Below are 11,940 nucleotides of genomic sequence, written 5' to 3' on the forward strand. Positions count from 1 at the left end.
GGTGCGAAGGAACTGGCGGGTGAGGTGAGCGAACTGTGCCGGCAGTGGCTGGCGGGCAACTGGCGCAGCCCGGCCGACGCTGCCGTGCTGCGTCGCCACCGGGACCTTGAGCAGGCCCTGCAGGACGTCCAGGACCACTGGCAGCGGGACCGCGCCAGCCTCGAAGGCCAGGCGGAACGCCACGCCCCCGTCGATGAAACCCGGCTGCGGGAACTGCAGGCGTCGCTCGATGCGCGGGAGCGACAGTTGGCCGAGACCGAGCAGGCCCTGAAGCGCGCCGAGGAATGGGCCGCCGCGGTCGAGGCCGAACGCGCGCGGCTTCTGGAGGAGCAGCAGGTCTGGGAGCTGACCAAGCAGACGCTGACCGAGGGTTGCTGGGACCTCAGCGTGGTCGATGGCAACCCCGACCACCCGGCCAACGTGATTCGCTGGTCGGATCAGTTCCGCTCGTTGATCGGCTACAACCGCCAGGAATTTCCCGATGGCTGGGACAGCTATTTCGCCATCACCCAGCCCGAGGACCAGCAGCGGGTCATGCAGGCCTTCGGCGAGATGATGGCCGACCCCACCGGGCAACGCGTGTACGTCGTCGAGTACCGCATGCGCCACAAGACCCGCGGCGATTTGTGGTTCCGCGAGCGCGGCCGCTGCCTGCGCGATGCCAATGGCGTGCTGTTGCGGGTCACCGGCGCCACGCGGGAAATCACCGACGAGAAAGCCGCGCAGGCCCTGCGCGAGCGGGAGCAGGTCAGCATCCAGAACACCTATGCCGAAATCTCCCAGATGGCGGGCGTCATCAAGGGCATCGCCGAGCAGACCAACCTGCTGGCCCTGAACGCGGCCATCGAGGCGGCGCGGGCGGGGGAACAGGGCCGCGGCTTCGCCGTGGTGGCCGACGAGGTGCGCAACCTGGCCAAGCGCACCCAGGACTCCGTGCTGCATATCCAGTCGATGCTCAACAAGCAGCATGGCAAGGGCTGACCGGGCCGGGCCGCCATCATCGAAATCGGCCCCTGCCCCATCCGAAATCTCCCACCCATATTCGCCCTTGTGAGCCTACAAACCCCGTCGCTAGATTCCGTTCCTGCCACGGTCGATCCCGTGGCCCGGATCGCAGTCCGGCGATGACTAGCGTGCACGAAGCGCCGATGCACCTTGCACAGGCGCTTTTTCTTGCCTGCTGCTATGTGCAGCCATGGCGAGCCGTGCGGGGCAGGCTTCGGCCTGGCCGGTCTTTACGCTGGTTAACCGGTACTGCGACCCCGCACGGTCCGCCGCCCTTTCCGGGCGGGCGGCTCCTTCCTCCGAACCAGGAGCAACGGAAATGCCTCATCACCCTCTGTTCGTTGTGCGTGCCTTGCCATCCCCCCTGCCCTTCGCCGCCGCCCCGGAGGTGCGCCATGCCTGATCGCAAGCTGGTACCGCTGCAGGCCCAGGCCTATGAAAGCGTGCTGTATGTCGACCTCTCCGCGCCGTCGGAGCATCTCTACGAAGTGGCCGAACGCCGGCTGAACGCGCTGGAGGACCTGCTGCGGGTGCTGGAGGTGCACGAAGGCCATGATGTGCTGGTGCATGAAACGGCGCGCGTGGCTTCCGCCCTGGTGCCGCTGGTGGGCGAAGCGCGGCAGTTGTACGAGCTGGCGCGCAGGCGCGCGCTGGAGGCACCCGCCGGCGCCTGACCCGCAATCGCTGCCCTGCCAGGCCGGCGCCCGTTCGACGGGGCCGGCCTTTTTCATCCCGGCTCAGTCCCGGTCGGGCGCCCCCAGCGGGAACAGCGGGCGGTAGGGCCGGGCCTCGTCCACCGCCCGGGCGAACGAGGGGCGCGCCAGCAGGCGGGCCCGGTAGGCGCGCAACGTCGGGTAGTTTTCGCCGATGGGGTGCGTCCAGTCGGCATAGAACAGCGAGGGGGCTGCCGCGCAGTCGGCCAGGGTGAAGGCTTCGCCCGCGGCCCAGGTGCGGCCGGGCAACTGGCCCTCCAGCCAGGCGTAGGCGCGTTCGAGCTTTTCCACCGCGTCGGCCAGGGCTTCCTGGCGCTTGGTCGCATCGCCGGTCAGGGCGCCGCCCACGGCATGCTGCACCGGCGTCATCACGTGCAGGTCGAAGAAGCGGTCGAGAAAGCGCACGTCCAGGGCCGCCAGCGGGTCGTCCGGCAGCCAGCGCACCGGGCCGCCCCGGGTGAGCTGCAGGTACTCGATGATGATGCTGCTCTCGGCGAGGCTGCGCTCGCCGTCCAGCAACACCGGGAACTTGCCCAGCGGCCATAGCCGCAACCATTCCTCCGCGTGCTGCGGCGTGTCGGGGCCGATGCAGCGGAATTCGAAGGGTGTCTGGTTCTCGTACAACGCCATCAGCACCTTCTGGGTGTACGAGGAAAATGGGTGACCGTAGAGCACGAGCGCCATGGCGGACCGCCTGTTTGTAGTGGATGTGCCAGCGGCAAGTGGTAGCACAGCCCGGCGGAGCGCGCCGCGAATCCGACGGCCGCCCCGTCGCGCCGGCCGCGGCTTGCCGCCTGGCCGGTAGCGCTCCGGGGCGGTCGGCCATTTAGGGTCGAAAGCTGCCGGCGGGCCGATCCCGGCGCCTCGTGCGCCAGGCTCGCGAGCATTGGCAGGTAAGGCCGCAACGCGTCCTGCCAGGGGTAGGCGCCTCACGATGCGAGGCGCCTACCAGAGGGGCAGACGTCAGAACGAGCCCTGCAGCGTGACCATGAAGTTACGCGGCTCGCCGTAGAAGTTGCCCCAGGAAACGGCCCCCACGCTCTGGTAGTACTTCTTGTCGAACAGGTTGTTGCCGTTGAGGGCGACCGACCAGTGGTCGTCGATACGGTAGCCCAGGCGGCCGCTCCAGATGGCGTAGCCGGACTGCACCGACTTCACGCTGGACGACGTGACAGAAGTGTCGCTCTGCGTCGTAACGCCGGCGCCCACGCTCCACCGATCCAGTTCGCCAGCCAGTTGGTAGTCGGCCCAGGCGCGGAACAGGTGGCGCGGGAAATAGGTGACCGCGAAGGCCGTTTCCTGCGGGTTGTCGTCCGCGCTCTCGAGGTATTTGGTCTGGGTGTAGGTATAGCCGGCCAGCACCTGCAGCCTGTCGATCACCTCGCCGCTGATTTCCGCTTCGAAGCCCTGCGCCCGTACCTTGCCCGCATCGCTGTAGCAGTAGCCGTCCGAGGAGCCGGGGCAGGTGCTGTCGTAGTTCGCCTCGGCCCGGTGCTCCTCGATCGTGCGGAAGAGGTTGAAGGCTGTATTGACGCGGCCGTCCATCAGCTCGCCCTTGATCCCGACTTCGTAGCTGCCGCCGGTCCTGGGCTGCAGCGGGCTGCCGGATTCGTCGGTGTAGGTGCTCTGGGGCTGGAAGATATCCGCGTAGCTGGTGTACACGGACCATTCCTCGTTCAGGTCGTAGATGAGCGCCGCGAAGGGCGTGACCTGGCCGTTTTCCTGGCTCTTGTCGTGCTGCCAGTAGTCCCAGGCCTGGGTGTAGGAGTCGCGGTTGTTGCGGTACCAGCTGACGCGGGAGCCGAGGACGAAGGTCAAGGGCTCGGCCAGCTTCAGCCGGAGCGTGGCGTAGGTGCCGAACTGTCGGGTGTCGGACTCGGTGGGAACCGGGCCGCCCCGGTAGGAGTTGGGGGCGTAGAAGCTATCCGCCGGCTCGGGCATGTGCGGGTTGGGGTTGAGGGGGTCCTGGGAGACGCCGAGCAGGCTGGTCATGTTGATCAGCGCCCAATGGTCATGGGTCTTCGCACGGCTGGCGTTGGCGCCGACGGTCAACTCGTGCTGCAGGCCGAAGGCATCGAATTTCCCGTCCAGGTAGGCATCGAAGCCGTAGTCGGTCTGGTCGTAGTCGAACAGCCCGGAGTAGACCGAGGAAGGCGCCGTGGTGGCGCCCGGGGTAACGCCGCCTGGCGTCTCGGACAGGGCGTACTTGATGTCCTGGTCGTTGTGCGTCCAGACACCGGCGAACTTGAAGGCCCAGTCCTCGTTCAATTGGTGGGACAGGTCGGCGAAGACGGTGGTGCGCTCGCTGTCCCAGCTGTTCCAGGACGCCCCCAGGCAGGTCGAGCGGCTGAGCTTCAGGTCCGAGCCGTCGCTGTAGCGCGGCAGGCCGTGCCAGCAGGGCCTGGCATCGAGCCGCTCGTAGGCGACGCCCAGCCCGACGGTGGTGTCCGGCGTAACGTCGTAGTCCAGGGCGCCGTAGAGGACCTGGTCCTTGCGCTTGCCCAGATCGTAGAAATACTGCCGGTCCTGCAGCGCCACCACGGTGCGCCCGCGCAGCGTGCCGGACTCGTTGAGCGGGCCGCCGCTGTCCACCTGGCCGCGGTAGTCGTCCCAGGAGCCCGCCGAGAGCGTCAGGTGGGTGGTCGGCGTGCTCTGGCCACGCTTGCGTACGAAGTTGACCCCGCCGGTGGAGCTGCCCGAGCCCTTCATCATGCCCGCCGCCCCCTTGAGCACCTCGACCCGGTCGTAGAAGGCCATGTCCCCGGAGAAGCTGTTGGCCTGGACATATTCGCCCCCGACATCCAGCGGCACGCCGTCGTACTGGTACTGCCCCTGCATCATGAAGCCGCGGGAGTAGAAGTACTTGCCGCCCATGGGCGACTCGTACACGGTGATGCCCGGGGTCTTTTCCATGGCCTGGTCGATGGTGGTGATGTTGCGGTCGTCCAGGTACTGGCGGGTCAGGACGGTCACCGCCTGCGGCGTTTCGCGCAGCGTATGCGCGCCCTTGCCGATGGTCACCGCGCGGGCCGAATAGGACTGGGTGCCCTCGCTGGTCGGGTCGAGCTGCGGGCTGGAAACGGTCGTGGCGCCCATCTCCAGCACCGCGCCGGACTGCGGCGCGGGCACCAGGCCGTAACCGCCGTTGTCCAGGCGCCGCACGCTCAGCCGCGTGCCGGAAAGGATGCGGGCGAAGCCGTCCTCGATGCTGTACTCGCCGTTGAGCCCGGCGCTGCGCTTGCCTTCGGTCAGCCCGGCGTTCACCGAGATCGGAATGCCCGCGCGCCGGCCGAACTCGCCCAGCACCTGATCCAGCGGGCCGGCGGGGATGGCGTATTGCTGGGTCCGCGTGGCCGTGGTTTCGGCCTGCGCCGGCAGGGCCGGCAGCAGGGCGAGCGCGGAACAGGAGAGCATGGCCAAACCGAGCGATTGGCGCAGAGCGCGAGCGATGGGGTGAAGCGTCATGGGCAGAGGGTCCGTTTCTCGTTGTGGGCCCGCGTGTGCGAGCAGGGATTTCCCCCTAGGCCAAGCGAGAAACGAAAACCTGCCACTTTCTTGAGAATTATTTTCATCGCCACGCTGGAGGGCGCTATCCGCCTCAGCGAGGGCCTACCGTCACCCAGTAGCGGGTACGCCGCTGGACCCTGACCGGCAGGCTGTCCGCCAGCATGGCCAGCACCTGGTCGGTATCGCCCAGCGGGTAGGAACCGCTCAGGCGGATGTCCGCCACCGCCGGGTCGCAACGCAGCAGGCCGGGGCGATAGCGATCCAGCTCGGCGAGGAAGTCCGCCAGGCGCATGCGCTCGGCGATCAGGTAGCCATCGACCCAGGCGCCCTGGTTCACGTCCAGCGCCTGTGGCCTGCCCACGCCAGCCGCGCCGATGCGCGCCTGCCAGCCCGCCTCGATCACCGTCGGCGCACCGCCCGCCAGGGAGCTGGCGGCGACGCGCCCCTGGGTGACCGCCAGGAAGGTGCCCTGCCCGTCGTTCTCCCGCCGGACCCGGAAGCGCGTCCCCAGGGGCTGCAGCATCGCCTCCTGGCTGACGACACGGAACGGCCGCCCCGCGGCATCGCCGGCAGTGAGAATCTCGACCTCGCCATAACGCAGGTACAGCTCGCGCGCACTGTCGGTGTAACGCACATCGACTGCCGTGGCGGTATTGAGCCAGAGGCGCGTGCCATCGGGCAGCGCCTGCTGGCGGCGTTCACCGGTGCCGGTGTGGTAGTCGGCCATGGCGCCCTGCACCCAGTGGCTGTCGCGCCCCTGCCAGGCAAGCCCGCCGAGCAGGCCGAAGCCGACCAGCACCTTGAGCGCCTTGCGCCGGTCCAGCTCGCTGTAGTGGCGGCGCCCGGCCAGTTGCCGCGCCAGTGGGTCGGCCAGCGGGCCGGCGTGGCGCTGCAGGCTGAGCGGAATGCTGCTCAGGCGCTGCCAGGCGCGCTCATGCTCGCTGCTCGCCTCGCGCCAGTTCAGCAACTGGCGCTGCTCGACATCGCTCATGCAGCCCGACTGGGCCAGGGTGAACCAGGCGATGGCCTGATCGCGGATGACCGCGGGGATGGGGCGGGAGTCGGTATCGCGGGGCATGGCACTCACTCGAAGCGGCTGGCGTAGCAGGCGGCGAAGGCCTTGCCCATCGCCTTTTGCACCTGGTTGACGCTCAGGCCCAGGTGCGCGGCGATCTGCGGGTAGGTCAGGCCGTCGAGCTGCGACATCAGGAAGATCTCCCGCACCTGCGCAGCGAGGCCGTGCAGCAGTTCATCCACCTCCACCAGCGCTTCGATCAGCAGCAGGCGCTCTTCTTCGGAAGGCGCCACCCGCTCCGGGCGCGCGGCCAGCGCTTCCAGGTAGGCGCGTTCCACCGCCTGGCGTCGCCAACGGTTGACCAGCAGGCTGTTGGCGATGGTGGCGAGGTAGGCCAGCGGCTGGCGCAGGTCGGCAAGGGGGCTGCGCGAACGCATCACGCGCACGAAGGTATCCTGAGCCAGGTCCTCGGCATCGGCATGCCCGCCCAGACGGCGCTGCAGCCAGCCCTTCAACCAGCCGTGGTGGGCAATGTAGAGCCGTTCAACATCCCGTTCGAATGCCTGCTCGCGGTCCATGAACTTCCAGTCTTGTTAAACATGATAATCGTTCTCAACAATACTGGATTTACCCTGCCCGGCGCAATTCGCCGGAGCGCCTGGCCGCTGCAGGACATGCCCTACGGCTCGCGGGAATTCGGGGTACGCGACTGCAATGGCTGCCACCTGGCCTTCGCCCAGCAGGCAAGCCCGCCGGCTGGCGCCTAGCGCATGGCCGCCAGCTTGATGCCGAACCCCAGCAGGCAGGCCCCGGCCAGGCGCTCCAGCAGATTGGCGACCCGCGGATTGGCCCGCATGCGCTCGGCCAGTCTGTGGGTCAGCAGAACGGCCGCCAGGCCGTAGAGGAAGGTCACCACCGCCACGGTCACCGCCATGAAGGCGAAGGTCACCAGCCCCTGGTGTCTCAGCGGGTCGATGAACAGCGGCAGGAATGCCATGTAGAACACGATCGCCTTGGGGTTCAGCAGCGTGATCAGCATGGTCTGGCGCAGGTAATGGCCACTTTGCATGCTGCTCTTGCGGGGTGCGCCGCCCGGCTTGCTCAACAGCATCCGCAGCCCCAGCCACGCCAGGTAGGCGGCGCCCAGCCATTGCACCGCATGGAAGGCCGCGGGGTAGGTGGCCAGCAAGGTCGCCACGCCCGCCACCGCCATCCACAACAGCACCTGATCGCCGAGGATCACCCCGCAGGTTGCCGCCAGCCCGGCCTTGATGCCGCCCTTGCCGGTGGCCGTGATCAACGCGAAGTTACCCGGCCCGGGAATGGCCAGCAGAACGAGGAACGCAACGAGGAACGCGCCGTAATCGGTCACTCCGAACATGAATGGATCTCCTTGGCGAGGCAGGGGCGCTGAAACGGTCCAGTCTATCACCGGCGCCGAAGAGCGCTTGGGGGATGCCTGCTCCGGCGCGTTGGCAACGGCTCGCCGGAAGCCGCCCCAATCCTGGCTTCCCCCTCATCACACCCGCAAATGCGAGAACGTAGGGCGCATAACCGTTCGCGGTTATCCGCCGTTGGCCGTACCACCGGGGCGTTCGGCGTGGTCGGTGAATCCCATCGCGGACGGAGTCCGCTCCTACGGGATATATGCCGTGCCCATCGGCAACCTGTAGGAGCAGGCCCTGCCTGCGATTTCGCGCGCAGGGCGCGCTCCTACAGGGGAATGGCATGGGTGGGGCGGCGTAGGAGCGGATCTCATCCGCGAATCGCGCCGGTGGTTCCGGCTATCGCGGACAAGGTCCTCCTACGTTGCAGGCGAGCATGGCTTCTCGTAGGAGCGAGCTTGCTCGCGAACAAACGCGGTGCCATGCGGTTCGCGAGCAAGCTCGCTCCTACGAAGAGCACTTCGGTAGAGCCTGTAAGACAGTTGCTCCTACGTTGTTTTCTGGGTTATACCCCTACGCCGCATCCCGCCTTTCCGGCTCCAGCAAGCCGATGAAGGCCCGCAGCGCCGGGGTGTCGGTGCCGCGGCGCCAGAACAGCCAGGTGGTGGCTTCGGCGTGGCCGGGGGCCAGGCGGTGGATGGTCACGTTGCGCCCACCCGCCAGGCTGTCGAACATCGCCCTGGGGATGATCGCCACCCCGCCCCCCGCGGCTATGCAGGCGAGCATGCCGTGGTAGGACTCCATCTCCATGATCTTGCCCGGCACCACCCGCTGCTCGGCGAACCAGCCTTCCAGGCGCTTGCGGTAGGAGCAGCTGTCGCGGAAGGCGAACACCGTCTCCCCCGCCACGTCGCGGGCGTCGCGCACCGGTGGGTGGCCCTGGGCGCTCATCAGCACCAGTTCCTCCTGGAACACCGGGCGGCCGTCCAGCTGCGGGTGGTTGGCCGGGCCGTCGGCGAAGGCGGCGATGAAGCGGCCGGCCAGCACGCCGTCGATCATCTCCCCCGAAGGGCCGGTGGAAAGGTCCAGCTGCACCTTGGGGTAGCGCTGGTGGTAGCGCGCCAGCAGCTCGGGGATGCGCACCGCCGCGGTGCTTTCCATGGAGCCCAGGGAGAAGCTGCCGTGGGGCTCGGCGCCGCTGGCCACCTGGCGGGCTTCTTCCACCAGGTCGAGGATGCGCTCGGCGTAGTCGAGGAAGCTGCGCCCGGTGGGCGACAGGCGCAGGCGCGACTTCTCGCGGATGAACAGTTCGGCGCCCAGCTCGCCTTCCAGCTGCTTGATGCGCGTGGTCAGGTTCGACGGCACGCGGTGCAGGCGGCCCGCGGCGGCGGTGATGCTGCCGTCCTGGGCGACGGCGCGGAAGAACTCCAGCTGGGTCAGGTCCACGTTTCTCTCCGAAAGAATGGTTCTTTCTGAATTATTCATTTGTCATGAAAGGTACGCCACCTTAATTTCTCCGCCATGCCGGCGCCAGTGTCGCCGGCCCAACGACCCACGCCGCCGACCAACGGCGGCAAGCCCCACCTGCCGTGCAAGGACCTTCCATGAACCAGATCGCCGCCATCCCCGCTGCCATCTCGCGCAGCCCCGCCACCGGCCAGGAACTGGCCCGCTACCCCTTCGAGGACGCCGCCCAGCTGGAAACCGCGCTGGCCCGCACCGACGCCGCCTTCCGCCAGTGGCGCGATACTCCGGTGGCCGAGCGCGTCGCCGTGCTGCGCAGGATGGCCGAGGTGCTGCGCGCCAACGTGGAGCCCATGGCCCGCGTGGAAGCCCAGGAAATGGGCATGCCGGTCACCCAGGCGCGCGGCGAGATCAACAAGTGCGCCAACCTCTGCGACTGGTACGCCGAACACGGCCCGGCCATGCTGGAAGACGAGAAGACCAGCATCGAGGGTGCGTACATCTCCTACCTGCCGCTGGGCCCGGTGCTGGCCGTGATGCCGTGGAACTTCCCCACCTGGCAGGTCATGCGTGGCGCGGTGAGCATCATCCTCGGCGGCAACACCTACGTGCTCAAGCACGCGCCGAACGTCATGGGCTGCGCCTACCAGCTGCAGAAGGCCTGGCGTGACGCCGGCCTGCCGGAAGGCGTGTTCGAGGTGCTGAACGTCGAGCCGCCGCTGGTCTCCAAGGCCATCGCCGACGAGCGTATCGCCTCCATCGCCGTGACCGGCAGCGTCGGCGCCGGCGCGGCCATCGCCTCCCAGGCCGGCGCCGCGCTGAAGAAGTGCGTGCTGGAACTGGGCGGTTCCGACGCCTTCATCGTGCTGGCCGACGCCGACCTGGACGCCGCCGTGAAGGCCGCCGTGGCCAGCCGCTTCGGCAACTGCGGCCAGGTGTGCATCGCCGCCAAGCGCATGATCGTCGAGGAATCCGTCGCCCCGGCCTTCACCGAGAAGCTGCTGGCCGCGGTCAAGGCGCTGAAGATCGGCGACCCGCTGGCGGACGACACCTTCGTCGGCCCCATGGCCCGCTTCGACCTGCGCGACGAGCTGCACGGCCAGGTGCAGCAGGCCATCGCCGACGGCGCCAGCCTGCTGCTGGGCGGCCACAAGCTGGAAGGCGAAGGCAACTACTACGCGCCGACCGTGCTGGCCGACGTGAAGCCGGGCAACACCGCCTTCGTCAAGGAAATCTTCGGCCCGGTGGCCTCGGTGATAGTCGCCCGCGATGCCGAGCACGCCCTGGAGCTGGCCAACGACAGCGAGTTCGGCCTGTCCGGCGCCATCTGGAGCGCCGACAAGGTCAAGGCCCAGCAGATGGCCCGGCGCCTGGTCAGCGGCGGCGTGTTCATCAACGGCTTCTCCGCCTCCGACCCGCGCGTGCCGATCGGCGGCGTGAAGAAGAGCGGTTTCGGCCGTGAGCTGTCGCACTTCGGCCTGCGCGAGTTCCTCAACCCGCAGACCGTCTGGATCGACCGCAAGTAAAGCTATAGTCTTGGCCTTTGGCCCGCGCCGCTCTCCTGGGCGCGGGCGTTGTACGCCCCGGCACCGTGCCGGGGCGTCCCACTTCAGGAGGTCCCATGATCGAGCTGTACTACTGGCCCACTCCCAACGGCCACAAGATCACCCTGTTCCTCGAAGAAACGGGGCTCGACTACCGCATCCACCCCGTCGATATCAGCGCCGGCGACCAGTTCAAGCCGGAGTTCCTCGCCTTCTCGCCGAACAACCGCATGCCCGCCATCATCGACACCGCCCCGGCGGACGGCGGCGAGCCGATCAGCGTGTTCGAGTCCGGGGCCATCCTCGTCTACCTCGCCGAGAAGACCGGCCGCTTCATGCCCGGCGACGTGCGCGGGCGCAAGACGGTGCTGGAGTGGCTGTTCTGGCAGGTCGGCGGCCTGGGCCCGATGGCCGGGCAGAACCACCACTTCGTGCAATACGCGCCGGAAAAGCTGCCCTACGCCATGCAGCGCTACATCAACGAGACCAACCGCCTGTACGGCGTGATGGACAAGCGCCTGGCGAAGGTGCCCTACCTGGGCGGCGAGGAATACAGCATCGCCGACATGGCCAGCTACCCCTGGGTGGTGCCGTGGCAACGCCAGCAGCAGGACCTGGACGAGTTCCCGCACCTCAAGCGCTGGTTCGAAGGCATAGCCGCCCGCCCGGCGACCCTGCGCGCGTATGAGAAAGGCCAGCCGTTCTCCTCGCGGCCGTCGGTGACCGAGGAAAGCAAGAAGATCCTCTTCGGGCAGACCGCCGCCAGTGTGAGCAAGGGCTGATCGCGGACAGAGTCCGCTCCTACAGCTCCAGGGAAGCACGATCGTAGGAGCGGACTCCGTCCGCGATTATCATCGGCCACGCCGGTGGCGCGGGCCACTGTGAATCGGGCTCTTCGTAGGAGCGAGCTTGCTCGCGAACCAGCCCCGCTGCGGAACCCGTTCGCGAGCAAGCTCGCTCCTACAGGGAAGCGCCTTCCACGGTTACACGCGGAACTGCCCCATCAACCCCTGCTGGTGGTTGGCCAGGTCGTTCAGCGACTGGCTGATCTGCGCCGATTCCTGGGCCTGGCCGGACAGCGACTCGGTCACGTCGCGGATGCCCGCCACGTTGCGGTTGATCTCCTCGGCCACCGCGCTCTGTTCTTCGGCGGCGCTGGCGATCTGCAGGTTCATGTCGTTGATCACCCCCACCGCTTCGCCGATGCGACGCAGCGCGGCCACCGCCTGTTCCACCTGGCTGACGCTGCCCTGGGCCTGCTGGTGGCTGCTGTGCATGGCGCTGACCACTTCGCGGGTGCCGTTCTG

The 11,940-nt window shown here is 68.0% G+C and carries 9 protein-coding genes and 2 pseudogenes; 4 read left to right on the forward strand and 7 right to left on the reverse strand.

The window, feature by feature from the left end; translation table 11 throughout:
- Both DK254_RS35300 and DK254_RS28045 read left to right on the forward strand, forming a co-directional pair.
- A pseudogene (locus DK254_RS35300) lies at positions 1–963 on the forward strand (methyl-accepting chemotaxis protein); the annotation flags it as partial.
- Positions 964–1,400: 437 nt separating this feature from the next.
- Positions 1,401–1,679 (forward strand): hypothetical protein, encoded by a 279-nt coding sequence (locus DK254_RS28045; protein ID WP_109936440.1) that lies wholly within the window; start codon positions 1,401–1,403, stop codon positions 1,677–1,679.
- 63 nt (positions 1,680–1,742) lie between these two features.
- On the opposite strand, the gene DK254_RS28050 is transcribed toward DK254_RS28045, so the two are convergent.
- From DK254_RS28050 to DK254_RS28080, 6 genes are all read right to left on the reverse strand, one after another.
- Positions 1,743–2,402: a glutathione S-transferase family protein gene (locus DK254_RS28050; protein WP_109936441.1), complete on the reverse strand. Its 660-nt coding sequence runs from the start codon at positions 2,400–2,402 to the stop codon at positions 1,743–1,745.
- A 279-nt stretch (positions 2,403–2,681) separates the two neighbouring features.
- Complete coding sequence (locus DK254_RS28055) at positions 2,682–5,183, reverse strand: TonB-dependent receptor (protein ID WP_109936442.1); 2,502 nt, start codon at positions 5,181–5,183, stop codon at positions 2,682–2,684.
- Between the two features lie 133 nt (positions 5,184–5,316).
- Positions 5,317–6,303: a FecR domain-containing protein gene (locus DK254_RS28060; protein ID WP_256595974.1), complete on the reverse strand. Its 987-nt coding sequence runs from the start codon at positions 6,301–6,303 to the stop codon at positions 5,317–5,319.
- Positions 6,304–6,308: 5 nt separating this feature from the next.
- On the reverse strand, positions 6,309–6,818 hold the full coding sequence (locus tag DK254_RS28065; RefSeq protein ID WP_043267035.1) for a sigma-70 family RNA polymerase sigma factor: 510 nt from the start codon (positions 6,816–6,818) through the stop codon (positions 6,309–6,311).
- Between the two features lie 185 nt (positions 6,819–7,003).
- Positions 7,004–7,621 carry a LysE family transporter gene (locus tag DK254_RS28075; RefSeq protein ID WP_109936444.1) on the reverse strand — a complete coding sequence of 206 codons (618 nt, stop codon included), beginning with the start codon at positions 7,619–7,621 and terminating at the stop codon, positions 7,004–7,006.
- A gap of 577 nt (positions 7,622–8,198) precedes the next feature.
- The gene (locus DK254_RS28080; RefSeq protein ID WP_089393745.1) at positions 8,199–9,071 is read right to left on the reverse strand and encodes a LysR family transcriptional regulator; all 873 of its coding nucleotides are present in this window, start codon (positions 9,069–9,071) and stop codon (positions 8,199–8,201) included.
- Between the two features lie 158 nt (positions 9,072–9,229).
- On the opposite strand from DK254_RS28080, the gene DK254_RS28085 reads away from it, so the two are divergent.
- Both DK254_RS28085 and DK254_RS28090 read left to right on the forward strand, forming a co-directional pair.
- Positions 9,230–10,615, forward strand: coding sequence for an NAD-dependent succinate-semialdehyde dehydrogenase (locus DK254_RS28085; protein ID WP_109936445.1), 1,386 nt, complete (start codon positions 9,230–9,232; stop codon positions 10,613–10,615).
- 95 nt (positions 10,616–10,710) lie between these two features.
- Positions 10,711–11,415, forward strand: a complete 705-nt coding sequence (locus tag DK254_RS28090) for a glutathione binding-like protein (protein ID WP_109936446.1) — start codon at positions 10,711–10,713, stop codon at positions 11,413–11,415.
- A 201-nt stretch (positions 11,416–11,616) separates the two neighbouring features.
- Here DK254_RS28090 and DK254_RS28095 read toward each other — a convergent pair.
- Positions 11,617–11,940, reverse strand: a pseudogene (locus DK254_RS28095) (chemotaxis protein); the annotation flags it as partial.

The sequence above is a fragment of the Pseudomonas sp. RW407 genome (assembly GCF_003176655.1).
Taxonomy (GTDB): domain Bacteria; phylum Pseudomonadota; class Gammaproteobacteria; order Pseudomonadales; family Pseudomonadaceae; genus Pseudomonas; species Pseudomonas delhiensis.